Source organism: Burkholderia sp. CCA53, assembly GCF_001685525.1.
Classification (GTDB): Bacteria; Pseudomonadota; Gammaproteobacteria; order Burkholderiales; family Burkholderiaceae; genus Burkholderia; species Burkholderia multivorans.
In genome coordinates, this window is record NZ_BDDJ01000002.1 from 1,337,268 (window position 1) to 1,361,923 (window position 24,656).

The following is a 24,656-nucleotide window of genomic DNA, read 5'->3' on the forward strand; positions in this document are numbered from 1 at the left end:
GTTCTGTCCGGTGAGGTGAGAGGCGGGCGCATCGGCAACCCATGGTCGCGACTATAATCACATTTGGCTCTGGCAATCAGAGCCATTTCAATAAATAGTTAGGAGCCAATCATGCGCGCAAGCGTGTTGTCGGACTGGCTTGCGCAGCGCCTCGTGCGCGGCGGCGAGCAGCCGATCTACCGGCAGCTGCATCGGCTGCTGCAGCAGGCGATCCTGTCGCGCGAACTGCCGGCCGGCGCGCGCGTGCCGTCGTCGCGGCTGCTCGCGGCCGAGCTCGGGATCGCGCGCAACACGGTCACGCAGGTGTACGAGCAGCTCGCGCTCGAGGGCTATGTGCATTCCGCGACCGGCCGCGGCACGTTCGTCGCCGACAGCGCGCCCGACGAGATCGTCGGCGCGCCGCCCGAGACGGGCGCGCGGCATGCGGCCGTGCAGCCGTCGGCGCGCGCGCTGTCCGCGCGCGGCACGCGGCTGGTCGAGGGCGCCGGCGTGTCGAAGCGGCAGGGCGGCGCTTTCATGCCGGGCGTGCCCGATGTGTCGCGATTTCCGGCGCGCGTGTGGACGCGGCTCCACAACAAGTACTGGCGGCGGCTGCGCCCCGATCTCCTGACTTACGCGCCGGGCGGCGGGCTCGCGCTGCTGCGCGAGGCGCTGGCCGACTATCTGCGCACGTCGCGCTCGGTGCGCTGCACGCCCGAGCAGATCGTGATCACGACCGGCATCCACCAGTCGATCGACCTCGCGGTGCGGCTGCTGACCGATCCGGGCGACGCGATCTGGACCGAGGACCCGTGCTATTGGGGCGTGCGCAGCGTGCTGAATGTGTCGGGGCTCACGACGCGGCCGATTCCGGTCGACGACGAAGGGATCGCGCCGAGCGCCGCCGATCTCGCCGAGCCGCCGAAGCTGATGCTCGTCACGCCGTCGCACCAGTATCCGCTCGGCATGGTGATGAGCCTCGCGCGGCGGCGGATGCTGCTCGAATATGCGCGCCAGCACGGCTGCTGGATCATCGAGGACGACTACGACAGCGAGTTCCGCTACGGCAGCCGGCCGCTCGCGTCGCTGCAGGGGCTCGATACGGCCGGGCAGGTGATCTACGTCGGCAGCTTCGGCAAGACGTTGTTTCCGGGCCTGCGCGTCGGCTATCTGGTGGCGCCGGAGCCGCTCGCGGAAAGCTTCGCGACCGCGAGCGCCGAGCTCTATCGCGAAGGTCAGCTGCTGCAGCAGGCGGTGCTCGCGGAGTTCATCGCGGAAGGGCATTTCGTATCGCACATTCGCAAGATGCGCACGCTGTATGGCCAGCGCCGCGAGGTGCTGCTCGACGCGGTCGCGCGCCGCTACGGCGACGCGCTGCAGGCGCTCGGCAGCGATGCGGGGCTGCATCTCGTCACGCGGCTGCCGGACGGCGTCGACGATCGCGCGGTCGCGCAGGCCGCGCTCGAACGCAATATCGTCGTGCGGCCCTTGTCGGGCTATTACGCGGATCGCGCGCGCGCATCGTCGGGACTGCTGCTTGGTTACGCGTGCGTGCCGGAAGACGAGATCGCGACGGCGTTCGCGACGCTCGCGGAGGCGATCGACGCGCGGGCCTTCGTGCGGCCCGACACCGCGGCCGCGTAGCGGCGCGCGGCGCACGTGCGCATGCAGGCGCAGGCGCGCGCTACAGCCGAATCAGCGCCGCGCCCGCGACGACGAGCGCACACGCGACGAGCCGCTGCGCACCGGGCCGCTCGCGCATCGCGAACCAGCCGATTGCGACCGCGAAGATCGAGCTTGTCTCGCGCAGCGCGGACACGGTCGCGACCGGCAGATGCCGATACGCGACGATCACGATGCCGTAGGCGGCGAGCGAGATCGTGCCGGCGATCGCGCCCGGGCGCAGCGTGGCGGGCGAGCCGAACACCGCTTTCGGGCCGCCGCGCATCGCACAGACGAGCGCGAGCTGCGGCACGCTCCACAGCAGATACACCCACGCGATGTAGCCGAGCGCTGCCCGATGCGCGCGCGCCGATCCCGTCGCAGATCGAATACGCGGCGATGAACACGCCGGTGAGCAGCGCGTACGGGACGCCTTCGCCGGAAAACCGGAAGCCGCGCCGCAGCGCGAGCGACATGATGCCGAGCGACACGAGCGCGATGCCCGCGAAGCCGAACGGCGTCGGGCGTTCGTCGAGCGCCGCGAACGCGAGCACCGAGACGAGCAGCGGCGACAGGCCGCGCGCGATCGGATAGATCTGCCCGAACTCGCCGCTGCGATAGGCGCGCACGAGCGTGAAGCAGTACGCGACCTCGAGCACCGCCGATGCGCCCACATACGGCCACGCGCTGCGCGCCGGCGCGGGCAGCAGCACGGTGCCGAGCACGCCGAATGCGAGGTACGGCAGCGACATTGTGCCGAGCTGCACGAGGCGGTCGTCGCTGACGTGCAGGAACGCGTTCCAGATCGCGTGCAGCAGCGCGGAACACAGCACGAGACCGATGAACAGATGATCCATGAACGGGCGGCGCGGCGCGGAGGAAAGGGCGTGGGCGGGCCGTCATTATGTGGGCATTGCGCGCGCGCACGAGGAATTGTCGATAATAGAACGTTGTTATTCACCGATTCACCGGATGCCGACGATGACCGAAGCCACCCAAGCCCCGCCCGCCGTTCCCCGTCTCACGAGCCTGTCGCACGGCGGCGGCTGCGGCTGCAAGATCGCGCCGGGCGTGCTCTCCGAGCTGCTGAAGCGCGCGACGCCGCCCGCGCTGTTCCCGGATCTCCTGGTCGGCACCGAGACGTCCGACGATGCGGCCGTCTATCGGCTGAACGACGAGCAGGCGATCGTCGCGACGACCGACTTCTTCATGCCGATCGTCGACGATCCGTTCGACTTCGGCCGCATCGCGGCCACCAACGCGCTGTCCGACGTCTATGCGATGGGCGGCAAGCCGATTCTCGCGCTCGCGCTCGTCGGGATGCCGATCAACGTGCTGCCGCACGAAACGATCGCGGCCGTGCTGCGCGGCGGCGAATCGGTGTGTGCGGACGCGGGCATTCCGGTCGCGGGCGGTCACTCGATCGATTCGGTTGAGCCGATCTACGGGCTCGCGGCGATCGGCGTCGTGCATCCGTCGCGCGTGAAACGCAATGCGGCCGCGCGCGCCGGCGACGTGCTCGTGCTCGGCAAGCCGCTCGGCGTCGGCGTGCTGTCGGCCGCGCTGAAAAAGAACCGGCTCGACGATGCCGGCTATGCGCAGATGATCGCGACGACGACGAAGCTGAACCGGCCCGGCGCCGAACTGGCCGCGCTGCCGGGCGTGCATGCGCTGACCGACGTGACCGGCTTCGGGCTGCTCGGCCACACGCTCGAGCTTGCACGCGGCGCGGTGCTCACCGCGCGCGTGCATTACGCGTCGCTGCCGTGGCTCGCGGGCGTCGAAGCGCTTGCGGCGGACGGCATCGTCACCGGCGCGTCGGGCCGCAACTGGGCCGCGTACGGCGCGGACGTGCGCATCGCCGACACGCTGCCGCCCGCCGCGCAGGCGCTGCTCACCGATCCGCAGACCTCGGGCGGGCTGCTGGTCGCCTGTGCGCCCGATGCGGTCGACGACGTGCTCGCGTGCTTCCGTGCGGACGGCTTCGATCGCGCGGCCGTGATCGGCGAGATGATCGACGGGCCCGCACGCGTCGACGTCGCGTGACACGCTTTTCCCGCGCGGTTTCCGGCATCGAAGGCCGACGGCGCTTCGATTACTTCGACGACCGATGAACGACTTCCTGTTCGGGCTGATGATCGCGCTGTCGGTCGGGCCCGTTGCGCTGATGATCGCGAACTACGGAATGCGCGCCGGCACCGCGAGCGGCGTGCGCGCGGCCGTCGGCGTCGCGACGGCGGACGGCTGCTATGCGGTCGTCGCGTTCACGATCGGCGCGATGCTCGCGAGCACGCTCGCGTCGCATCTGTCGCTGTTCCGTGTGGTCGGCGCGCTCGTGCTGCTCGCGATGGGCGCGCGGATGCTGTGGCAGGCGCTGCGCGATCGTCGCCGCACGCTCGACGGCGCGGCGCCGCCGCCCGGCGCGCGTCCGTTCACGTCGATGTTTCTGATGACGCTCGCGAATCCGCTGACGATCCTGCTGTTCTACGGCTATGCGACGGCCGCTGCCGCCTCGCACCGCCACTGGCTGCTCGGCGCCGCCTGCGTGTTCGCCGGCAGTCTCGCCGGCCAGCTCGTGTTCGCGTTCGGCGGCAGTGCGATCGGTCGACTCGTCAAATCGCCCGCGCTGCTGGCCGCGAGCCATGTCGTCGCGGCGCTCGTCGTGCTCGGTTACGGCGTAGCGGGCCTCGCGCGGCTCTAATGCCGCACGCGCGGCATCGCACCCGCGTTTCGTAGTCCGCTGACGCGCGGTCGATGCGCGTTCTATACTCGGTCGCGCAGTCTCCGACAGCCGTTCTCATTTCACATTCCCGACACAAGGAACGCCGATGCTGACTCGCTCGATTCTTTCCGCCGCCGCCTTCTCGCTCGCGGCCTGCGCGACCGCGCCGTCGATCGCACAGGACAACCCGGGCAACGCGGGCAACGACTTTGCCGAAACCGGTGCACAGGGCCGCCCGGTGAAGGTCATGATCGTCACGATGTTCGGGCCGGAAGGCCAGGCCTGGCTCGACCGGCTCGGCCCGTGGCGCGACGTCGCGGTGCCGGGCCTGTCGCCCGACTATCCGGCCGTGCACTGCAACCGTCAGGACGTCTGCGTGATCACGACCGGCATGGGCTACGCGAACGCCGCCGCGTCGATCATGGCGCTGACGTTCTCGCAGCGCTTCGACCTGCGGCGCACGTATTTCCTGATCTCGGGCATCGCGGGCGTCGATCCGGCGCAAGGCACGGTCGGCTCCGCCGCATGGGCGAAGTACCTCGTCGATTTCAGCCTGCAATGGGAGCTCGACGCGCGCGAGATTCCGGCCGGCTGGAACACGGGCTATCTCGGCATCAACACGAAGAGTCCGAACGACAAGCCGCCGCTCGACTATCGCACCGAAGTGTTCCAGCTCAATCCGCAGCTCGCGGATGCCGCCTACGCACTGTCGCGCAACGTCGTGCTCGCCGATAGCGCGCAGGCGCAGGCCGCGCGCGCGAAATTCTCGTATGCGCCGGCGAACCGGCCGCCGAGCGTGATCCGCTGCGACACGTCGTCGGGCAACACGTGGTTCTCCGGCACGCTGCTCGGCGAGCGCGCGCGTCAATGGACGAAGATCCTGACCGACGGCAAGGGCACTTACTGCATGACCGCGCAGGAAGACAACGCGACGTTCGAAGCGCTCAAGCGCGCGGCGAGCGTCAAGCGTGTCGATCTGTCGCGCGTCGCGGTGCTGCGTACGGGCTCGGACTTCGACCGTCCGTACGACGGCCAGACGAGCGCGGACAACCTGTTGAACTACGCGGACCAGGGCGGCTTCGCGCCCGCGACCGAGAACCTGTACCGCGCGGGCAACCCGCTCGTGCAGGACATCGTGTCGCACTGGAGCGAATGGCGCAACGGCGTGCCGCACCGCTGACGCGGCACGCGCGCCGGTAAGGCGTACGACCGCGACGGTCGGGTCAACGCGATGGCGAACCCGAACGGAACGGCGTCCATACCGGCGTGCTGTCGTCCCAATGATCGAGCGGCGAGGGAAGTTGGTCGTTCATCATCTGCTCCTGCAATTCACGGATTGATCGGCGATGGATCGACGGCGCCGCGCGCGGGGCGTACCCGCTGCGCGGCGTCGTGCGTTTACCGGCCCGCGCCGGCGAGCTGGTTGCCTTCCGGCGTCGGGCGATACGGGCCCTGCGCGAGTTCGATGCCCTGCGGATACGAGGTGGCCTTGCGCAGATAGGCGAGCGTGCCGTCGCGGCGTGCCTGTTCGACTTCCGCGCGGACTTCCGCGCGCGTGCGCGGGCCGTTGTGCTGCGTGTACGACGACGTGTTGCCGTAGTCGCCGACGTGCGGCGCATCGGTATCGGCGAATGCCGGTGCCGATACGGCGAGTGCGACGGCGACGGCGGAAAGAAGATGGCGGCGATTCATGGCGAAACTCCTGTTCTATCGATACGGGCGGCGCTCGGGCGCGCCCGGTCCCGCCGAAGCGGGATCTGTTCGATGCGCAACGCTGTGCGCGACAGGGTTTACTCTAGGAGCGTCGTGCGCCGCGATAAATGCGACGGACGCGAATTGAATTGTCGTCAGAGAGGAACAATCGCGATCCGCATTGTCGGCAGGGGTATTCGCCGTTCGCCGACGATCGCGCCGAACCGCATGCGCGCGGGCCTGGCACCGATGTCGTGCGATTCGTCCGACGATGTGCGCGCGATTCACGCGCGTCGCGCAAAGGTGCGATGCGGATCGGGAAACGATCGCGCGCATTGCGCGATCGCGACACGCAGAAGGAAATGCAGAGAGGAAGGCGGGACGATGCCCGGGCCGTCCGCCCGTGCACCGCGATACGCGCGCGTGCGCGTCAGACGATCATGCGACCCATTCGTTGATGACGGGCGTGTCGAGCACCGGTGCGCGCTCGGCTTCCTCGAACGTGCGCTTGCTGCATGTCGCGTCGAGGCTGCCCTTGCCGCTCAGCAGCGGACAGCGGTCGAACACTTCGGCGACCCAGTCGACGAACACGCGCACCTTCGGCGAGAGATGGCGGCTGTGCGGATACACGACCGAGATCGGCATCGGCAGCGGCTTGAAGCCCGGCAGCACTTCCTTCAGGCGGCCTTCGCGCAGATGCGGCAGCACCATGAAGAGCGGCGGCTGGATCAGCCCGAAGCCTTCGAGCCCGCAGGTCACGTACGCGTCGGCGTCGTTCACCGACACGATCCCGTTCATCTTGACCTCGACTTCCTTGCCGTCGATCAGGAACGACCAGTCGATCGTGCGGCCCGTGCGGCTCGAAAAATAATTGACGGCCTTGTGCTGGCTCAGGTCTTCGATCGTCTGCGGCTCGCCGTACTTCTCGAGATAGGCCGGCGCGGCGACCGACACGCCCTCGAACAGCCCGACGCGGCGCGCGACGAGCGACGAGTCCTGCAGCGCGCCGACGCGGATCACGCAGTCGACGCCTTCCTGCAGCAGATCGACCGGACGATCGGACAGGCCGAGCTGCAGATCGATGTCCGGATAGCGCGTATGGAATTCGCAGAGCGAAGGAATCACGAGTAGCCGCCCGATCGAGCCGGGCATGTCGACACGCAACTTGCCGTGCGGCTTCCGGTTGTTGTTCTGGAAGCTCGCCTCGGTTTCCTCGACGTCCGCGAGGATGCGCACGCAGCGTTCGTAGTAGGCGGCGCCGTCGGGCGTCAGCGACAGCCGGCGCGTGGTCCGGTGCATCAGCCGCACGCCGAGGAACGCTTCGAGATTCTGGATGATCGTCGTGACGGACGCGCGCGGCAGGCCGAGCGTCTCCGCTGCCTTCGTGAAGCTGCTCGTGTCGACGACGCGAGTAAACACCTGCATGGCCTGAAGCCGGTCCATCACTACCTCCGCAATCTAATGAGCCCCGGAACGAACGAGGCTGCGCTGCCTCGTGGGCAGACGCAGCCTGGATTGTTCGGGGGCGTTGAATTGTGTTGCCGGATTATAGGCATTTATCCGGATGTCTGCCGGACCCAGAATTCGATCCATCTCGAAATGGACGATGCATCGTCATGGACGCTTCCGAATTCAGCAAATTCCTGAAATCCGCACTGCCCGCCGAAGCCAGAGCCGGCGCGGCACTGGCGGTCACGGAGCTGGAAATTCCGGGCTACGCGCAGGACATCGCGCTGCGCCTCTATCGCCGCCCCGACAAGACCGGGTTGCCAGTAGTGCTTTATTTCCACGGCGGCGGTTTCGTGCGCGGCACGCTCGACGACGCGGATTTCGCCGCGCGCTTTTTAGCAGAACGCTTACCGGCGCTCGTAGTGTCGGTCGACTATTCGCTCGCGCCCGCGTTTCCGTTTCCGGCCGCGCCGGAAGACGCGTATCGCGCGGCCGTCTGGGCCGCGACGCGCGCTCGCGCGTTCGGCGGCAATCCGAAGAAGATCGGCGTCGCGGGACACGACGCGGGCGGACAGCTCGCGAACTGTCTCGCGTTCATCGCGCGCGATCGCGGCGAAGTGCCGATCGTCGCGCAGGCGCTGTTCGGGCCGATGCTCGACCCGAGCATGACGCGCATCGGCGATGCCGAACGTCTCGCGTCGGACATCACCGCACGCGAATGCGCGGCCTGTTATCGCGCCTATCTGCCGCAGGCGTCGCAACGCATGCATCCGTATGCGGCGCCGCTCGAGTCGGTGCGCCTCTCGGGGCTGCCGCCGACGCTGATCGTCACCGCACAGAACGACGTGCTGCACGTCGAGGCGGAGAAATACGCGGGCTGCCTGATTTCGTCGGGCGTGCTGACGCAGGTGATCCGCTATCCGGACGTCACGCATGCCGCGCTCGCCACGCACGAAGCCGCCTTCGACGAAGCCGTGCGCTTCTTCCAGTGCCGCTTCCAGGCGCGCCAGCCGAATCGCAACGAATAACCAATCCAATCCACGCTTACCGGAGATCTACATGGCCATCCTACGCACCTCCCGCTCCCGCATCGCGACCGCTGCGGTCGCGACGATCGCCGTCGTCGGCCTCGGGACGTTCGGCGCGATGCGCGTGAACGCGAACGCACCCGAGAAGGCCGCCGCCCCGCTGACGGAAGTCGACGTCGCGACGGTCGTTCCGCAGACCGTGACCGACTGGCAAAGCTATTCGGGCCGCCTCGAGGCGGTCGAGAAGGTCGACGTGCGCCCGCAGGTATCGGGCACGATCGTCGCGGTGAACTTCAAGGACGGCGCGCTCGTGAAGAAGGGCGACGTGCTGTTCGTGATCGATCCGCGCCCGTACCAGGCCGAAGTCGACCGCGCCGCCGCACAGCTCGCGGCCGCGCAGGCACGCAACGGCTACGCGCAGAGCGACTGGCAGCGCGCGCAGCGGCTGATCGGCGACAACGCGATCGCCAAGCGCGACTACGACGAGAAGCAGAACGCCGCGCGCGAAGCGGCCGCGAACCTCAAGGCGGCCGAAGCCGCGCTCGAGACCGCGCGCATCAATCTCGGCTATACGCGGATCACCGCGCCCGTGTCGGGCCGCGTGTCGCGCGCGGAGATCACGCTCGGCAACGTCGTGTCGGCCGGTGCATCGGCGCCGCCGCTCACGACGCTCGTGTCGGTGTCGCCGATCTACGCGTCGTTCGACGCGGACGAGCAGACCTATCTGCAATACATCAACGGCGCGCGCAACGGCCGCAAGGTGCCGGTCGAACTCGGCCTCGCCAACGAGACCGGCTATTCGCGCAGCGGCGAGATCGATTCGGTCGACAACCGGCTCGATACGTCGTCCGGCACGATCCGCGTGCGCGCGCGTTTCGACAACGCCGACGGCACGCTCGTCCCCGGCCTGTATGCACGCGTGAAGGTCGGCGGCAGCGCGCCGCATGCCGCGCTGCTCGTCGACGATGCGGCGATCAACACCGATCAGGACAAGAAGTTCGTGTTCGTCGTCGATCAGCAGGGCCGCGTGTCGTATCGCGAAGTGCAGCCGGGCATGCAGCACGGCAATCAGCGCGTGATCGTGAGCGGCCTGGCCGCCGGCGACCGCGTGATCGTGAACGGCACGCAGCGCGTGCGCCCCGGCGAGCAGGTGAAGCCGCACATGGTGCCGATGACGGGCGGCGACGCACCGTCGGCGCCGATCGCGAGCACGGCGAAGCCGGCCGCTCCGGCGAAGGCGGATTCGTAAGCGGCGCGCCGCTTCGCATCCGCGTTCAACCAGACAGAGTCACCCATGAACATATCCAAATTCTTTATCGACCGGCCGATCTTCGCAGGGGTGCTATCGGTGCTCATCCTGCTCGGCGGGGTGATCGCGATGTTCCTGCTGCCGATTTCGGAATATCCGGAAGTCGTGCCGCCTTCGGTGATCGTGAAGGCGCAGTATCCGGGCGCGAACCCGAAGGTGATCGCCGAGACGGTCGCATCGCCGCTCGAAGAGCAGATCAACGGCGTCGAGGACATGCTCTACATGCAGTCGCAGGCGAACAGCGACGGCAACATGACGATCACCGTCACGTTCAAGCTCGGCACCGATCCGGACAAGGCCACGCAGCTCGTGCAGAACCGCGTGAACCAGGCGCTGCCGCGCCTGCCGGAAGACGTGCAGCGGCTCGGCATCACGACCGTGAAAAGCTCGCCGACGCTGACGATGGTCGTCCACCTGATCTCGCCGGACAACCGCTATGACATGACGTATCTGCGCAACTACGCGCTCATCAACGTGAAGGATCGCCTGTCGCGGATCCAGGGCGTCGGCCAGGTGCAGCTGTGGGGCTCGGGCGACTACGCGATGCGCGTGTGGCTCGATCCGCAGAAGGTCGCGCAGCGCGGGCTCGCCGCCGAAGACGTCGTGCAGGCGATCCGCGAGCAGAACGTGCAGGTCGCGGCCGGCGTGATCGGCGCGTCGCCATCGCTGCCCGGCACGCCGCTGCAGCTGTCGGTGAACGCGCGCGGCCGTCTGCAGACCGAGGAAGAATTCGGCGACATCGTCGTGAAGACGACGCCGGACGGCGGTGTCACGCACCTGCGCGACATCGCGCGCATCGAGCTCGACGCGTCGGAATACGGGCTGCGCTCGCTGCTCGACAACAAGCCGGCCGTCGCGATGGCGATCAACCAGTCGCCGGGCGCGAACTCGCTGCAGATCTCCGACGAAGTGCGCAAGACGATGGCCGAGCTGAAGCAGGACATGCCGGCCGGCGTCGACTACAAGATCGTCTACGACCCGACGCAGTTCGTGCGTTCGTCGATCAAGGCCGTCGTGCATACGCTGCTCGAAGCGATCGCGCTCGTCGTGATCGTCGTGATCGTGTTCCTGCAGACGTGGCGCGCATCGATCATTCCGCTGATCGCGGTGCCGGTGTCGATCGTCGGTACGTTCTCGCTGCTGCTCGGCTTCGGCTATTCGATCAATGCGCTGTCGCTGTTCGGGATGGTGCTCGCGATCGGGATCGTCGTCGACGATGCGATCGTCGTCGTCGAGAACGTCGAGCGCAACATCGAGAACGGGATGAGCGCGCGGCAGGCGACCTACAAGGCGATGCAGGAAGTGAGCGGGCCGATCATCGCAATCGCGCTGACGCTCGTCGCGGTGTTCGTGCCGCTCGCGTTCATGTCGGGCCTGACCGGCCAGTTCTACAAGCAGTTCGCGATGACGATCGCGATCTCGACGGTGATCTCGGCGTTCAACTCGCTGACGCTGTCGCCGGCGCTGTCCGCGATTCTGCTGAAGGGTCACGGCGACAAGGAAGACTGGCTCACGCGCGTGATGAACCGCGTGCTCGGCGGGTTCTTCCGACGCTTCAACAAGGTGTTCCATCGCGGCGCGGAGAACTACGGCCGCGGCGTGCGCGGCGTGCTGTCGCGCAAGGCCGTGATGCTCGGCGTGTATCTCGTGCTGGTCGGTGCGACCGTGCTCGTGTCGAAGGTCGTGCCGGGCGGCTTCGTGCCCGCGCAGGACAAGGAATACCTGATCGCGTTCGCGCAGCTGCCGAACGGTGCGTCGCTCGATCGCACCGAGAAGGTGATCCGCGACATGGGCTCGATCGCGCTGAAGCAGCCGGGCGTCGAGAGCGCCGTCGCGTTCCCGGGGCTGTCGGTGAACGGCTTCACGAACAGCTCGAGCGCGGGCATCGTGTTCGTCACGCTGAAGCCGTTCTCTGAGCGGCACGGCAAGGCGCTGTCGGCCGGTGCTATCGCGGGCGCGCTGAATCAGCAGTACGCAAGCATCAAGGATTCGTTCGTCGCGGTGTTCCCGCCGCCGCCGGTGCTCGGCCTCGGCACGCTCGGCGGTTTCAAGATGCAGATCGAGGATCGCGGTGCGGTCGGCTACGCGAAGCTGTCGGATGCGACCAACGACTTCATCAAGCGTGCGCAGCAGGCGCCCGAACTCGGCCCGCTGTTTACGAGCTACCAGATCAACGTGCCGCAGCTCAACGTCGATCTCGATCGCGTGAAGGCGAAGCAGCTCGGCGTGTCGGTGACGGACGTGTTCAACACGATGCAGGTGTATCTGGGTTCGCTGTACGTGAACGACTTCAACCGCTTCGGACGCGTGTACCAGGTGCGCGTGCAGGCCGATGCGCCGTTCCGTCAGCGCGCGGACGACATCCTGCAGCTGAAGACGCGCAATGCTGCCGGCGAGATGGTGCCGTTGTCGTCGCTCGTGACCGTGACGCCGACGTTCGGCCCCGAAATGGTCGTGCGCTACAACGGCTACACGGCAGCCGACATCAACGGCGGCCCGGCGCCCGGCTATTCGTCGGGGCAGGCGCAGGCCGCGATCGAGCGCATCGCGCACGAAACGCTGCCGCGCGGCGTGCGGTTCGAGTGGACCGACCTCACGTACCAGCAGATCCTGGCCGGCGATTCGGCGATCTGGGTGTTCCCGATCAGCGTGCTGCTCGTGTTCCTCGTGCTCGCCGCGCTGTACGAAAGCCTGACGCTGCCGCTCGCGGTGATCCTGATCGTGCCGATGAGCATTCTGTCGGCGCTGACCGGCGTATGGCTCACGCACGGCGACAACAACATCTTCACGCAGATCGGCTTGATGGTGCTGGTGGGGCTGTCGGCGAAGAACGCGATCCTGATCGTCGAATTCGCGCGCGAGCTCGAACACGACGGCAAGACGCCGCTCGAGGCTGCGATCGAGGCGAGCCGGCTGCGTCTGCGCCCGATCCTGATGACGTCGATCGCCTTCATCATGGGCGTCGTGCCGCTCGTCACGTCGACGGGCGCGGGCTCGGAGATGCGTCATGCGATGGGCGTCGCGGTGTTCTTCGGGATGCTCGGCGTCACGCTGTTCGGGCTGATGCTGACGCCGGTGTTCTACGTCGTGCTGCGCACGCTCGCGGGCGGCAAGATTCACGTCGCCGGCAAGGATTCGGCCGGTTACGGCGTGCCCGCACCGGATGCTTGAGGACAACAAGATGGACAACATGCACAACACAAACGGCCTGATGCGTATCGCGAAGGTGGCGGCCGCAAGCACGCTGCTCGCGACGCTGCTCGCCGCGTGCGCGGTGGGCCCCGACTACAAGCGCCCGGACGTCACGACGCCCGCGGCGTTCAAGGAAGCGCCGACGCTCGCGCCCGGCGAGCAGGCCGGCACGTGGAAGCCGGCCGAGCCCGCCGATGGCGCGCATCGCGGCGAATGGTGGAAGGTGTTCGGCGATCCCGTGCTCGACGCGCTCGAGGAACAGGCGCTCGCTGCGAACCAGAACCTGAAGGCCGCGGCCGCACGCGTCGAGGAGGCGCGCGCCGCGACGCGCACCGCGCGCTCGCAGTGGTTCCCGCAGGTCGGCGTCGGCTTCGGGCCGACGCGCGAAGGGCTTTCGTCGGCGTCGCAGTTCCAGCCGCAGGGCACGGGGCCGACCAACGCGACGCTGTGGCGCGCGCAGGGCACCGTGTCGTACGAGGCCGACCTGTTCGGCCGCGTGAGCCGCAACGTCGAGGCGTCGCGCGCCGATCAGGCGCAAAGCGAAGCGCTGTTCCGTTCGGTGCAGCTCGCGCTGCAGGCCGACGTCGCGCAGAACTACTTCGAACTGCGCCAGCTCGATTCGGATCAGGACTTGTACCGCCGCACGGTGGAACTGCGCGAGGAGGCGCTGAAGCTCGTGCAGCGCCGGTTCAACGAAGGCGACATCAGCGAGCTCGACGTGTCGCGTGCGAAGAACGAGCTTGCGTCGGCGCAGGCCGATGCGGTCGGCGTCGCGCGCCGCCGCGCGGCGTCCGAGCATGCGCTCGCCATTCTGCTCGGCAAGGCGCCGGCCGATTTCGCGTTCAAGGAAACGCCGCTCGTGCCGGTCGCGGTGAAGATTCCGCCGGGATTGCCGTCCGCGCTGCTCGAACGCCGTCCGGACGTCGCGGCGGCCGAGCGTGCGATGGCGGCTGCGAACGCACGGATCGGGCTCGCGAAGTCCGCGTATTTCCCGAAGCTCGACATCACCGGATCGTTCGGCTATGAAGCGTCGACGCTCGGCAACCTGTTCCTGTGGTCGAGCCGCACGTTCCTGCTCGGCCCGTTCGCGGGCACCGCGCTGACGCTGCCGCTGTTCGACGGCGGACGCCGCGCGGCCGGTGTGCAGCAGGCGCGCGCGCAGTACGACGAACAGGTCGCGAACTATCGGCAGCAGGTGCTCGTCGCGTTCCGCGAGGTCGAGGACAATCTCGCCGATCTGCGGCTGCTCGACGATCAGATCCGCGCGCAGAATGCGGCCGTCAATGCGTCGCGCCGTGCGGCGACGCTGTCGCGGACGCAGTATCAGGAAGGTGAAGTCGCGTATCTCGACGTGATCGACAGCGAGCGCTCGGTGCTGCAGTCGCAGCTGCAGGCGAATCAGTTGACGGGTGCGCAGGCGGTGTCGACGGTGAACCTGATCCGTGCGCTGGGCGGCGGCTGGGGGGATATGCCGGCGTCGACGGCGGTCGGCGATGCGGCGACGGGCACGCAGGACGTCGCCGTGCGGTGAGATGGCCGCCGGTGCCGGTGGTGGGGCGGTCGCCACACATCGCCGACACCGACATTCGATTGACGAAGGCAGATGAAAGCCGGAAGAACCCGATCCCTGGTGACGCGGATCGGGTTTTTTTATGCATGCCGCTCGCGCTCCGCCGTACGTCCGCTCGGCAAGCGCGACCACGTATCGGCCAACCGCGGCGGCGATACGCTCGGCCACGCGTTCCGCGCGTGGCCGACACGCTGAATCCCGCCGTCCTCGGCGCGCTTCCGGGCAAGCCCTCCTGCCGGGCTCCGGTACCTTTTCCGGCCACCCCATCCGCCGAAACGAGGTCGGCACCGTGCGTCGTCCGTCGCCGCCACTGGGGTTACTCGGTACGCAATTTCTCGACAGTCCGCAATAAGCCGATATCTCGCCGCGGCACCGCTCACTACCATCCATCGATATCGAATCCACCCGATGGGCGGGCGGTTTGACGGAGCCACATCGCGTGGCGCAAGTGCCGATGGAACGAAGCACGAGCATCGAGGAAGGGCCGCGGCCGTGGCGCAGGCGCGCGCCGGCATGGATCGCGATCGCATTGGCGCTGTTGCTGGCGTACGGCGTCGCCAGGCATGTGCCGCGCGCATCGCCGGCACCGCCGGAGCAACGGCATTTCTCCGTCTACGTGGATCGCGGCAGGGCGCCGTGGGAGCGGCCGGTGATCGCGATACGCGAAGGCGTGCCCGTGCATATCGACGTGCATGCCACGGAAACCGGCGTCCTGATGGTGCACGAAATCCCGGGCGCGTTGGCGGCATGCGCGTCCGGCGGTGCGCAGTCGCTGGACATTCTCCCGATCGGCATCACCGGGCGTTTCTCGCTGCATTTCCACAGCCGGACAGGCGACACGATCGAAGTCGCCGTGATCGAAATCTATCCGGCGCCGTGACCGTCGCGCATTTTCATCACGACAAACAACACCGAAGGAGACAACGATGCAACTACCGATTCGCACAGCGTTCGCGCTGTCGCTCTGCATGTTCGTGCTGGCCGGTTGCGGCGGGGAAGCCGACGACACGTCGGCCGCCGCGCCCGGCGTGTCCGTGGCCGACTATGTCGTCCCGCGTGTGCCGAGCTGCAGCCCGGGCGATACGCCGGAGACCGCGCTGCAAGGGCAGGTTCCCGCCGCGTTACGACAGGCGGGATTCGGCGGCTTCAGCTGCAACCTCAAGCGCGTCAGCCAGGTTCAGGGCGAAGGTGCGTCGTGGTCGGCCGCCACCTATACCGACAGGAAAGGTCAGACCTGCTTCTATCACGCGACGATGGGCGCCAGCGCGCTGTTCGCCAATCCCGATGCGCCGCCGCGCGTGAACCCGGGCGTGCCGGTGATCGACATCACCCACCCGGCGCAGCCGGTGCGGGTGACTTCGCTGACCTCGACGTCGATGATCGATCCGTGGGAATCGCTGCGCGTGAACGTCGCCCGCGGGATCCTCGCTGCCGACAACGGCCTGGGCGGCGGCGGCGGTCCGGAGATCGACCTGTACGACATCGCTTCGGATTGCACGCGTCCGCAGTTGCTGGCCAGCGTGCCCGTCGGCACGGGCGAGGACGGCGGTATCGTACCGACGACCAAGTCGCTCGGTCACGAAGGCGGATTTTCACCCGACGGGCTCACGTATTACGTCGGCGGCGCCTTCACGAAAAGCTACTACGCGATCGACCTGACCGTGCCGACCCGGCCGAAGATGATTTCCGCGATCAGTCTGCCGGAGCTCGGCATGGGCAGCTTTTCGCACGGCCTGTCGGTGAGCCAGGACGGGACGCGCGCATACTTCGTTGCGTCGGGGAACGGCGGCGCGGCCGTCGGCATGGGCGCGCCGCCGCTGAACGATGCCAACGCGACCGGCGACAACGGCTTTTTCGTCGTCGACACCAGCGAAGTGCAGAGCCGGCGTCCCAACGCGAAGATGCACCGCATCGCGACCGTGCCGGTGCGGAACGGGAGCATTGCGCAGCATACGATCTCGTTCGCCGTGGCAGGCAAACCGTATCTGATCGAAGTCGACGAGGGCGGGGGCGGCGGGCTCCAGGACCCGGGCGCAACGGCCGTCAAGGCCGCGTGCAACGCCGGCGTGGCGCCATTCCCGATGGGGCACATCTACGACATGTCCAACGAAGCCGCGCCCCGGCTGGTGTCGGAGCTCCGGCTCGAAACGCACGCGATCGCGAACTGCAGCAAGGTCATTCCCGATATCGCAGGCCTGACCACGTTCACGTACGGCGCGCACTACTGCAGCGTCGATAACCGGCAAAACGCGACGGCGCTCGCGTGCAGTTACTTCAACTCCGGCATTCGCGTGTTCGACATCCGCGATCCGTCGAAGCCGAAGGAGATCGCGTACTACAACCCGGCTTCCGTGAAGTCGCCCGGCGCGGGCTCCGCGCACCTCATGTTCGGCCAGTACCGTGCGGGCGGGCCGGACTGGTGCGCGTCGCGTCTCGATTTCGATTTCGACCGCCATCTGCTGACCACCGCGTGCCAGGACAACGGCATGCTTGTGCTGTCGTTCGAGAACGGCAGTTGGCCGTTCCCGGAAAGCACGAAGGCAACGGAGATCGGAAATTGATGCGCTTTCACGGTGGCTGGCTGGTTTGCGCGATCGCGCTCGCGATGCCGCTGAGGTGTGCCGGTTTCGAAGCCGACGTGCACTTTGGCCTCACGCTGTGGCTCGCACGGCAGGCCGGCTTCGCGCCGCCCGACGCCGAGGCCATTGCACTCGCGGATCAGCGCATCGATGCAGGGTCGATCGAGTACATGACGTCTCCGCTGCAGTACGCGTGCCTGTCGCGCTTTCTTCCCGATGCCGTCGATGCGCAGGCTCGGCACTATCCGGGCACACGGACCGTGCCGGCCGATGCGCAGGCAAGAGCAGTCGCGCCCGGGGGGCCGGCGGCGCTCGCGCCCATCGACGCGGCGCTCGTCAAGGCGGGCGGCGGCAAGGCCGCGTTCATGCTGGGCGAATTCGGACGCGCGCTTCATGGCTGGCAGGATTCGTGGGCGCATCGCGGTGTGCCATCCGTTCCGGACTGGAGCCGCGACGGAATCATGTGCGATGCCGGCCTCGCGATGGCCGCTCCACTCGATCAACCCACGCCGTCGAGCCACGCGGCCGAACTGACCTGGCGTCGGGCGGCCGACGTGGAGTCGATGGCGCAGGCGACCTATCTTCAGATGACGAGGTATCCGAATATCAATGGAGCGGCGCGGCGGGCCGTACCGTGGGATCAGGTGCGGCAACGGCTTCCCGGGTTCATCGCCGCACGAACGAAGCGCGCCAAATCCGACTGGTTCGTCGCGAACGGTATCGCCGATACGTCGTTTCTCGACGGCATCAGTCTGCCTGACGGGCCTGCGTGGAAAGCCGTACGATGGCGCGGGCGGCGCGACCTGCCCGTGCCGCTGCCGTCGGCGGTGCAGCCCGGCGTCGACAAGGACATCGTCGATTTCTACACGGGCTTTTTCAGCGACTGGGTCACGACGTCGCCGGTCGACAAGCGCTGGTTGCCCGCGATTTCGGCCGCGCGCGGGCAGAAGCCCGACAATGCGCTGGTCGACGCGCTCGTCGGATGGAGGCTGAGGGATCATGGTGCGTATCTGGCCGGCGAAGGTCTGCCTCGTTCTACGGCGCATTCGTCCTCGCCTGCGCGCAACCGCGCATCGTTCCAGGTGTTCACGTCACTGAACGATGCCGTGCTGCCGTTGATCGTCGAGGGCGAGAAACCGTCGCCCATCCTGCCTTTCCTGATATTTGCGCTGCCGCGCTCGAGCGATGGCAACCTGCGCGCCGTTGCACTCGTCAAATTGCTCGACTCGCCGTACGACACCCTCGGGATCGTGTCGGAGAAGCGCAATGGAATCGGCTGGAAGGTGACGGGGTGGGTCTCGTCTGCCGACTACTGATCGGGAAAACGTCGAAATGTGTGACGACATCGCGCATGAATCGGCGCGCGCGCACGGCCGCGTCGGACGCTCCGCATCGTGCGGAAAGGGACGGTTGAGCGCCGCGCTCGCATCGATTGCCCTGTGCATGCCAACCGGAGCGAACGCGCATGCGTGGAACATCCCGTACTACCTCCCGGTGCCGTTTTGGCTGTATGCGTATGCGGCGACGGGCACGCTGATCGTGTCTTTCATGATCCTCGCGTTTGCGTCGGGTGCGCGCGCCCCCGAGCCGGGACGGCAACCGGAAACCCGGGCGAAAGCGCTGCGAATTCCGGCGTCGCTCATGAACGCAGGACAAATCGCGAGCGCGGTATTCGTCGCGCTCCTCGTCGTTGCCGGCATCGCGGGAACCGCGAATCCGTTCCTGAATCCTGCGATGTCGGGTTTCTGGATCTGGTTCTATCTGGGTGCTTTGTATGTCAGCGCGATACTGGGCGACGTTTATGCGTTCACCAATCCGCTTGCGCTGCTGTTGCGGGCCGCCTCACGCTGTTTGCCCGTGCTGGAACGCGGGCGCTATCGCTATCCGCCACGCGTCGCTTCATGGCCCGCGTTGGGCGGCTACATCGCGCTCATTGCGCTGGAACTGTTCGGGGCGGGACGGCCGCGCGACGTCGGTCTGTTCCTCGTCGTGTATGTCTTGTATGCGCTGATCGGTGCGTTCTGCTTCGGTCGCGAGCGCTGGCTTGCCCACGGCGATACGTTCGGCGTGCTGTGCAGGCTATGCGCGAGGCTGTCGCCGCTGAAATGGCGTCGGGCAGCCCGCGGTCACGTGATCGTGGAATGGAGAAACCCGATTGCCGACATGTCGCGCGACGGGCTGGCGGATACCAGCATCGTCGCGATGCTGTCGTTCATGCTGTCGTCTACCGCTTACGACGGGTTGCGCGATACGGCTACGTGGAACGGGTTCTTCTGGCGCAGTATCTATCCACACGTCGTCGATCTGTTTCCGTCGCTTGGCGGGCACTACGCCTTTTCAGCGGAAATTCTGCTGACGTGGCAATGGCTGGCGTTCGCGACCATCGGCATCGCGTACTACCTGGTGTTCCTCGGCTGCTGCACCGCGGGCGCGACCTGTACGCGGTCGTCTTCGGGCGGGGCGTTTTTCTCGCGGCAGTTCTGCCTGATACTGCTGCCGATCGCGTTTTTCTATAACGTCTGTCATTACTTCACGCTGTTCTGGGATCAAGGGCGGCAGATCGTCCGGCTCGTGTCCGATCCGCTGGGGCTCGGGTGGAATCTACTGCCGATGGTCGCCGCGGCCGATGAAGTGTCTGCGACTCAGGCGCTCATCGACGTCGGATACATCTGGCATGCGCAGGTGCTGTTGATTCTCGCGGGGCACGTCGTGAGCGTGATGCTCACGCACGCGATTGCCGCCCGGAGCGGCAGTCGGGCAGGAAGGTCGACCGTCGGCCAGTTGCCGCTGCTGGTGCTGACGATCGCATTGACGATCACCGGCCTGTGGATTCTCTCGCTTCCGCTGGCGTAGCGGTGGCGGCGCGCGGCTTGAGTGCGGACGGCGACACACCCCATCGCTTGCGAAATGTCGCCGAAAAGTGGCTGGCCGACGAGAAGCCACAGTCGAGCGCGGCTTCCGTCACGTCGCATTCTCCTCGCTCGATCAGACGGCGGGCCGCTTGAAGGCGATTCTCGATGATGTACTGGTGCGGCGTCAGTCCGTTGGCCTTTCTGAAGCTCCGAATGAACGAATAGAGATCGCCCGGATAGCCGACGGCATCGGCCACCATCGTCAGCGTCAGGGGGCCGCGGAAATGGTCCCTGATGTATTCGCCGGCCTTGTGCATCATGCCGGCACGCGCATATTGCTTCGCCTGTGGCCGCGACTCCAGATGCAGCATGCGGTGCAGCGCGGCGCATCCGAGCGCCTCCGCGTAGGTCGGCCCCTGCGGCATCCCCGCGACGGCATCTTCATGGAGGCTGCGGACGATTTGCGCGAGCAGGTCGTCGATTACGTCCATCCGGAGCGTTGCCGAGGCAAACCACACGTCGCTTTGCAGTCCCGTCCGCGACAGCCATGACGGTTCGAAGTGGACGCTGATCCATTCGATTTCATCGGACCACCGGCCGGAAAACGAAAAGCCGGGCGGAACGTAAGCCAGCGGCCCGTGGATGCGGGCCCGTGTCCACCGGCCATCCGTCGTTCGCAGTTCGAGCGTCGCCGGCGCCCGCAGGTACATGGCCAGGATCGGGCCGGTCGTCTCCAGATCGACTATTTCCGTTGCGCCGGCGATGTAGTGCTCGATCGATACCGCGGCGAACGATGGTGCGACGGGCTGCCTTTTCCACTTGTGCGGCGGATGCCAGCTTACGCGGCTTCCGTTCGGCGCAAGCGCGCAGACGTCCCTCATGGCTGGCCGGCTGATCACGCGTTCTCCTTTCGTCCGATCTGGCGAGCGATTCATGACATGCGATTCGATGCCGCGACGGCTTCGTGCGAGCGAACCCACTGTAGGCCGCGATGCTTACTGGATTCTTACCTGACGACGTGTGCGCGCCGGGCGGCGTGACCGCCCCGTAATGGCGGCCGCAGCGGCTTTTGCCGCCACCGCTACGGACGGTCGGCGGTACCCTGCAACGCCCGCAGCAGTTCTCCTGCCGCCTTGCCGAGCCCCGTATGCTTCGGCCTGCGCAAATACACCGGCAGCGGCAGCCCGTTGCGGATATTCGCGAAGCGCAGCGGCACCAGTTCGCGCGCGGCGACATGCGCGCCGATCGCCGATTCCGGCAAGTTTGCCCACCCGTGCCCGGCCTTGACGAGCGCGATCGCGGTTGCCATGTCGGTCACTTTCCACGTGCGGTTGCCGATCACGGGGCGCACGTCGGTCAGCGGCCGGTCTGGATCGGCGATCACGATCTGCCGGAAGCCCGACAGCTGCTCGATCGCTTCCGGATGCGCGGCTTCGGCGATCAGCGGATGAGTCGGCGTGGCGACCGCGACGAGCGTCTCGGTCCACAGCGCGTGGATCTGTTCCTGCGGATGAAGATCGAGCCCGCCGTACGCGACGCACAGATCGACGGCGCCGCGATGCAGTGCATCGACGATCGCGTCCTGCGGCGCCGTGACGATGCTGACCGCTAGCGCTGGATATGTCGCGGAGACTGCCGCGAGCGCGCGTGCGACGGGCGCGCCGTCGACCTCCGCCGCGAGACCGAGCCGCAGCGTGTCCTCGACGCCTTCCGACAGATGCTGCGCATGCGCGCGCAGCGCGTGCAGCCGCTCGGCAATCGCGCGCGCGTCGGGCAGCAGCGCGGCCATTGCGGCCGTTGGTGTCGGTTCGCGCGTGCCGCGGTCGAACAGCACGAGGCCCAGCTCGGCCTCGAGATTCGCGATCGCCATGCTGACCGCCGACGGCGTGCGCCCGAGCGCGCGCGCGGCCGCCGAGAACGAGCCCTTGTCGATGACGGTCAGCAGCATGTCAATGTGGTCGCTGGTCAGCATGCAATGCCTCCTGTCAGAAAAATTGAAAGGACCTGACTTTTGCAGGCGGGGGACGCGCTGCTAGTCTCGCCACCTTGTTCGATTCGAAGGGAGCGATTCATGCAGGGCTGGAAGAGACGCGTAGTTTACGTCGTGATGTTCGAGGCGCTCGGGATCCTGATCGCGTCGACGGTGCTCGGCGCGTTGAGCGGCGCGAGCGTGGAGACGAGCGGTCTGCTCGGCGTCATGATCTCGACGACGGGCGTCACCGCCAATTTCGTCTACAACCTTGCGTTCGAGGCGTGGGAGCGGCGGCGCGCGGCGACGACGCGCACGGTCGGTCGCCGCGTCGTGCATGCGGTCGGATTCCAGGTCGCGCTCGTGACCTTCCTGATTCCGCTGATCGCGTGGTGGCTCGATGTATCGCTGCTCCAGGCGTTCCTGTTCGACGCCGTGCTGATCGTGTTCTTCCCGATCTTCACGTTCGTGTACAACTGGTCGTTCGATTGCGTGTTCGGCCTGCCGGATGCGGTGACGCGCAACGGCGAGCCGGCGGCTTGAAGCCGCGCGCTGCGTGTATGGCGAAACGGAGGCGTCGGCGATGCACGCCGGATGATGAAGACGCGACGCGGGCGGTCCCCGCGCCGTCCTTGGCGAGGATCACGGCAAGGCGGCCCCGAAGCCGCCCGACACGACGGCGCGCTTAAGCCGCGACGAACTCGTGCACGAAGCGGTTGAACACGGCCGGGCTTGCCGCGTTCATCCCGTGCGACGCGCCGGCGACGGTCTGCCGTTGCGCGTTGGGGATCCATTGCGACAGCGCCTCGACGTTGTTGCGGAACATCTTCGGGCTGCGCTGGCCGTCGATCAGCAGCGTGCGGCAGGCGATATCGCCCGCGGTGCTCGCCGAATACGCGGGCAGCGGATCGCGCAGCTGCTTCGGCAGCGTGCTTGCGTTGTCGATCGCCATCGCGCGGAAGCGCGGCGTGCTCTTCTTCCACGCACCGGGCAGGCTCACCGAATCGACGAACATTTCGAGGCCCGCCTCGACGCTGCCGCTGCCGATCAGCTCCACCGCCTTCGCCCGTAGCGCCATGGCGGCCGCCGGCAGCTTCGCCTCTTCTCGCACGCCGTCGCGTTGCAGCGGGCCACCCGGATCGGCGAGCGTCAGCGACTCGACGAGGTGCGGATGCTGGCGCGCGACGTTGAACGCGACGCTGCCGCCGCGCGAGTGGCCGACGAGGTGCACGGGGCCGAGATCGAGCGCGTCGATGAATTCGGCGAGCTCGTCGACGTGGTTCTGCCAGCCGAACTCGTCCTGGATGCCCGCTTCGACGGCCGGCCAGTAGTGGCTGAGGCTCGGCGCAATGCAGCGATAGTGGGCCGACAGCGCGGCGAGCTGCGGATCCCAGTAGCGGTAATCGCAGAGCGAACCATGAACGAACACCATCGGCGCGCCGCTGCCCCGCTCGACATACGGCAGGCTGATGCCCGACGAAAGCGTCGCAAACTGCAGGTCCGGATTCGCGAGCACCGAAGGCTCGATTCGCATGTTCATGACTGAAAGACTCGAAGGTGCGTCAACACGACGCAACTATGCCTCAGGGCGAGCTGCAAGCAAAACGCATAATTTTCATCGTGACGATCAATTTTATTGATGGATCGGGCGCAAAGCCTTGTCGGAACAAGAGGGTAGGCGATCGGCTTACGGCCATCGGCGTGCCGACGTTCAGCCGGTCCATGAAGGTGTCGACCCGGTGCCTGGCCGCGACGGTGACAGTGCGGATCGAGATATCCAGTCATATCGAGATATACAGGCGAGCAGCGGCGTTACGATTGCGGCTTTCCGCGGGGGCAGTCAGACCTACGGTCCGGGCTTCGTCCCGGCGAGAACGAGAACTCGATATCGGAGCTGGCTGAACCGCCACAGATTTTGTTTTGGGAAGTAAGATGAAGCGTATGGCTTGCGCCCTTCTAGGCTTCGTATGGGGACTTCTCGTGACGGGGGCATCGTTCTATGTTTTCAACCGCCAGGACTGGGCCAAGCCGTCACGCCCGGCAGTCGGTTGCGGCGAGTCCTGCGCATCTCACGGTGGCTTGGTCGCGACGATGCTCTTCATTCTTCTATGGCCATCGATCGCGTGTGCAGTGCTCAATGCTATTGCCTACAGACGTTGGTCATTACGCAAATGGTGCATCGCGTTCGTCGTCGTGACCCTGTTGGCAATTCTGTTTCATCTCGCCACCTACGTGACCTGATCGATCAGTCGCACCGATAACGGATGAAATACCCCCGCGATCGTTATGCCGGGTTTCGCATGAATCACCGCACCGCCAACACCGGCGCCGTCTTCACCTCGACAGGCAGATCGTTATCCGCCGCGAACTGCATCGCGAAGTCGAACGCATCCACGCACACGGCGCGCAATTCGCCCGACACGAACAGGCATTTGACGCCGCCGTCGACGACCGGCATCGCCAGCCGCGACAGCGCACCCGGATAACCGGGCCGCCGTTCGCCGACGAACAGCGTGATGACGCCCGCGAGGCGCTCGGGCCAGTCGCTCGGTCGGAAGGTTTTCCGCGCGTGCGTGATGCCGCGGATCAGGTAGCCGTCGATGCGGCCGTGTTCGGTGATGTCGATGCGATCCATGCCGGTGCGTGTCCTCGT

Annotated in this window: 20 protein-coding genes and 1 pseudogene; 14 read left to right on the forward strand and 7 right to left on the reverse strand. The window is 66.9% G+C overall.

Annotated elements, in window-relative coordinates:
* The first annotated feature begins 111 nt into the window (after window positions 1-111).
* The gene (locus BCR55_RS22305) at window positions 112-1,623 is read left to right on the forward strand and encodes a PLP-dependent aminotransferase family protein (RefSeq protein ID WP_045593478.1); all 1,512 of its coding nucleotides are present in this window, start codon (window positions 112-114) and stop codon (window positions 1,621-1,623) included.
* Between the two features lie 40 nt (window positions 1,624-1,663).
* Here BCR55_RS22305 and BCR55_RS22310 read toward each other — a convergent pair.
* A pseudogene (locus tag BCR55_RS22310) lies at window positions 1,664-2,498 on the reverse strand (EamA family transporter).
* A gap of 124 nt (window positions 2,499-2,622) precedes the next feature.
* On the opposite strand from BCR55_RS22310, the gene selD reads away from it, so the two are divergent.
* The 3 genes from selD to BCR55_RS22325 all read left to right on the forward strand — a co-directional run bounded on the left by selD (window position 2,623) and on the right by BCR55_RS22325 (window position 5,543).
* Complete coding sequence (gene selD, locus BCR55_RS22315) at window positions 2,623-3,687, forward strand: selenide, water dikinase SelD (protein WP_083211897.1); 1,065 nt, start codon at window positions 2,623-2,625, stop codon at window positions 3,685-3,687.
* A gap of 64 nt (window positions 3,688-3,751) precedes the next feature.
* Window positions 3,752-4,342, forward strand: a complete 591-nt coding sequence (locus BCR55_RS22320; RefSeq protein WP_006406835.1) for a LysE family translocator — start codon at window positions 3,752-3,754, stop codon at window positions 4,340-4,342.
* 127 nt (window positions 4,343-4,469) lie between these two features.
* Window positions 4,470-5,543: a purine nucleoside permease gene (locus BCR55_RS22325; RefSeq protein WP_006406836.1), complete on the forward strand. Its 1,074-nt coding sequence runs from the start codon at window positions 4,470-4,472 to the stop codon at window positions 5,541-5,543.
* A 218-nt stretch (window positions 5,544-5,761) separates the two neighbouring features.
* On the opposite strand, the gene BCR55_RS22330 is transcribed toward BCR55_RS22325, so the two are convergent.
* Both BCR55_RS22330 and ceoR read right to left on the reverse strand, forming a co-directional pair.
* Complete coding sequence (locus tag BCR55_RS22330; protein WP_006406837.1) at window positions 5,762-6,055, reverse strand: DUF4148 domain-containing protein; 294 nt, start codon at window positions 6,053-6,055, stop codon at window positions 5,762-5,764.
* 438 nt (window positions 6,056-6,493) lie between these two features.
* Entirely contained in the window at window positions 6,494-7,498 is a 1,005-nt protein-coding gene (gene ceoR / locus BCR55_RS22335; RefSeq protein ID WP_006397265.1) for a putative multidrug efflux transcriptional regulator CeoR, read from the reverse strand.
* 173 nt (window positions 7,499-7,671) lie between these two features.
* Between ceoR and BCR55_RS22340 the strand changes: the two genes are divergently transcribed.
* The 8 genes from BCR55_RS22340 (at window position 7,672) to BCR55_RS22375 (ending at window position 20,035) form a co-directional block, all read left to right on the forward strand.
* Window positions 7,672-8,532 carry an alpha/beta hydrolase gene (locus BCR55_RS22340; RefSeq protein WP_006397264.1) on the forward strand — a complete coding sequence of 287 codons (861 nt, stop codon included), beginning with the start codon at window positions 7,672-7,674 and terminating at the stop codon, window positions 8,530-8,532.
* 31 nt (window positions 8,533-8,563) lie between these two features.
* Complete coding sequence (ceoA, locus tag BCR55_RS22345; RefSeq protein ID WP_053298172.1) at window positions 8,564-9,781, forward strand: multidrug efflux RND transporter periplasmic adaptor subunit CeoA; 1,218 nt, start codon at window positions 8,564-8,566, stop codon at window positions 9,779-9,781.
* 45 nt (window positions 9,782-9,826) lie between these two features.
* Window positions 9,827-13,012 (forward strand): multidrug efflux RND transporter permease subunit CeoB, encoded by a 3,186-nt coding sequence (gene ceoB / locus BCR55_RS22350; protein ID WP_053298173.1) that lies wholly within the window; start codon window positions 9,827-9,829, stop codon window positions 13,010-13,012.
* A gap of 10 nt (window positions 13,013-13,022) precedes the next feature.
* Window positions 13,023-14,564 carry a multidrug efflux transporter outer membrane subunit OpcM gene (gene opcM / locus BCR55_RS22355; protein ID WP_006406839.1) on the forward strand — a complete coding sequence of 514 codons (1,542 nt, stop codon included), beginning with the start codon at window positions 13,023-13,025 and terminating at the stop codon, window positions 14,562-14,564.
* 715 nt (window positions 14,565-15,279) lie between these two features.
* A complete protein-coding gene (locus BCR55_RS33570; RefSeq protein ID WP_244104640.1) occupies window positions 15,280-15,483 on the forward strand; it encodes a hypothetical protein in 204 nt (67 codons plus the stop codon).
* Between the two features lie 46 nt (window positions 15,484-15,529).
* Window positions 15,530-17,164, forward strand: a complete 1,635-nt coding sequence (locus BCR55_RS22365; protein ID WP_035947705.1) for an LVIVD repeat-containing protein — start codon at window positions 15,530-15,532, stop codon at window positions 17,162-17,164.
* A gap of 44 nt (window positions 17,165-17,208) precedes the next feature.
* Window positions 17,209-18,498 (forward strand): hypothetical protein, encoded by a 1,290-nt coding sequence (locus BCR55_RS22370; protein ID WP_254661857.1) that lies wholly within the window; start codon window positions 17,209-17,211, stop codon window positions 18,496-18,498.
* Window positions 18,499-18,514: 16 nt separating this feature from the next.
* Window positions 18,515-20,035, forward strand: a complete 1,521-nt coding sequence (locus tag BCR55_RS22375) for a hypothetical protein (RefSeq protein WP_065495960.1) — start codon at window positions 18,515-18,517, stop codon at window positions 20,033-20,035.
* On the opposite strand, the gene BCR55_RS22380 is transcribed toward BCR55_RS22375, so the two are convergent.
* Both BCR55_RS22380 and BCR55_RS22385 read right to left on the reverse strand, forming a co-directional pair.
* Window positions 19,998-20,969, reverse strand: coding sequence for an AraC family transcriptional regulator (locus tag BCR55_RS22380; RefSeq protein WP_223852683.1), 972 nt, complete (start codon window positions 20,967-20,969; stop codon window positions 19,998-20,000). The two genes, BCR55_RS22375 and BCR55_RS22380, sit on opposite strands and share 38 nt — an antisense overlap.
* Window positions 20,970-21,115: 146 nt before the next feature.
* On the reverse strand, window positions 21,116-22,006 hold the full coding sequence (locus BCR55_RS22385; RefSeq protein WP_065495961.1) for a LysR family transcriptional regulator: 891 nt from the start codon (window positions 22,004-22,006) through the stop codon (window positions 21,116-21,118).
* Between the two features lie 99 nt (window positions 22,007-22,105).
* Between BCR55_RS22385 and BCR55_RS22390 the strand changes: the two genes are divergently transcribed.
* Window positions 22,106-22,546: a PACE efflux transporter gene (locus tag BCR55_RS22390; protein WP_065495963.1), complete on the forward strand. Its 441-nt coding sequence runs from the start codon at window positions 22,106-22,108 to the stop codon at window positions 22,544-22,546.
* Window positions 22,547-22,688: 142 nt separating this feature from the next.
* On the opposite strand, the gene BCR55_RS22395 is transcribed toward BCR55_RS22390, so the two are convergent.
* Window positions 22,689-23,543, reverse strand: a complete 855-nt coding sequence (locus BCR55_RS22395; protein ID WP_006411195.1) for an alpha/beta fold hydrolase — start codon at window positions 23,541-23,543, stop codon at window positions 22,689-22,691.
* 392 nt (window positions 23,544-23,935) lie between these two features.
* On the opposite strand from BCR55_RS22395, the gene BCR55_RS31460 reads away from it, so the two are divergent.
* Window positions 23,936-24,244 (forward strand): hypothetical protein, encoded by a 309-nt coding sequence (locus BCR55_RS31460; RefSeq protein WP_081068820.1) that lies wholly within the window; start codon window positions 23,936-23,938, stop codon window positions 24,242-24,244.
* A gap of 64 nt (window positions 24,245-24,308) precedes the next feature.
* On the opposite strand, the gene BCR55_RS22400 is transcribed toward BCR55_RS31460, so the two are convergent.
* On the reverse strand, window positions 24,309-24,638 hold the full coding sequence (locus BCR55_RS22400) for a DUF3579 domain-containing protein (RefSeq protein WP_006411194.1): 330 nt from the start codon (window positions 24,636-24,638) through the stop codon (window positions 24,309-24,311).
* Between the last annotated feature and the right edge of the window lie 18 nt (window positions 24,639-24,656).

Bases quoted from the DNA above. Each gene is read 5' to 3' on its own strand.
- BCR55_RS22305 (WP_045593478.1), top strand. From the start codon at position 112: ATGCGCGCAAGCGTGTTGTCGGACTGGCTTGCGCAGCGCCTCGTGCGC.
- BCR55_RS22370 (WP_254661857.1), top strand. From the start codon at position 17,209: ATGCCGCTGAGGTGTGCCGGTTTCGAAGCCGACGTGCACTTTGGCCTC.
- ceoA (WP_053298172.1), top strand. From the start codon at position 8,564: ATGGCCATCCTACGCACCTCCCGCTCCCGCATCGCGACCGCTGCGGTC.
- BCR55_RS31460 (WP_081068820.1), top strand. From the start codon at position 23,936: ATGAAGCGTATGGCTTGCGCCCTTCTAGGCTTCGTATGGGGACTTCTC.
- BCR55_RS22395 (WP_006411195.1), bottom strand. From the start codon at position 23,543: ATGAACATGCGAATCGAGCCTTCGGTGCTCGCGAATCCGGACCTGCAG.
- BCR55_RS22380 (WP_223852683.1), bottom strand. From the start codon at position 20,969: ATGAATCGCTCGCCAGATCGGACGAAAGGAGAACGCGTGATCAGCCGG.
- opcM (WP_006406839.1), top strand. From the start codon at position 13,023: ATGGACAACATGCACAACACAAACGGCCTGATGCGTATCGCGAAGGTG.
- BCR55_RS22385 (WP_065495961.1), bottom strand. From the start codon at position 22,006: ATGCTGACCAGCGACCACATTGACATGCTGCTGACCGTCATCGACAAG.
- BCR55_RS22320 (WP_006406835.1), top strand. From the start codon at position 3,752: ATGAACGACTTCCTGTTCGGGCTGATGATCGCGCTGTCGGTCGGGCCC.
- BCR55_RS22400 (WP_006411194.1), bottom strand. From the start codon at position 24,638: ATGGATCGCATCGACATCACCGAACACGGCCGCATCGACGGCTACCTG.
- BCR55_RS22330 (WP_006406837.1), bottom strand. From the start codon at position 6,055: ATGAATCGCCGCCATCTTCTTTCCGCCGTCGCCGTCGCACTCGCCGTA.
- selD (WP_083211897.1), top strand. From the start codon at position 2,623: ATGACCGAAGCCACCCAAGCCCCGCCCGCCGTTCCCCGTCTCACGAGC.
- ceoR (WP_006397265.1), bottom strand. From the start codon at position 7,498: ATGGACCGGCTTCAGGCCATGCAGGTGTTTACTCGCGTCGTCGACACG.
- BCR55_RS22340 (WP_006397264.1), top strand. From the start codon at position 7,672: ATGGACGCTTCCGAATTCAGCAAATTCCTGAAATCCGCACTGCCCGCC.
- BCR55_RS22325 (WP_006406836.1), top strand. From the start codon at position 4,470: ATGCTGACTCGCTCGATTCTTTCCGCCGCCGCCTTCTCGCTCGCGGCC.
- BCR55_RS22390 (WP_065495963.1), top strand. From the start codon at position 22,106: ATGCAGGGCTGGAAGAGACGCGTAGTTTACGTCGTGATGTTCGAGGCG.
- BCR55_RS22375 (WP_065495960.1), top strand. From the start codon at position 18,515: ATGTGTGACGACATCGCGCATGAATCGGCGCGCGCGCACGGCCGCGTC.
- BCR55_RS22365 (WP_035947705.1), top strand. From the start codon at position 15,530: ATGCAACTACCGATTCGCACAGCGTTCGCGCTGTCGCTCTGCATGTTC.
- ceoB (WP_053298173.1), top strand. From the start codon at position 9,827: ATGAACATATCCAAATTCTTTATCGACCGGCCGATCTTCGCAGGGGTG.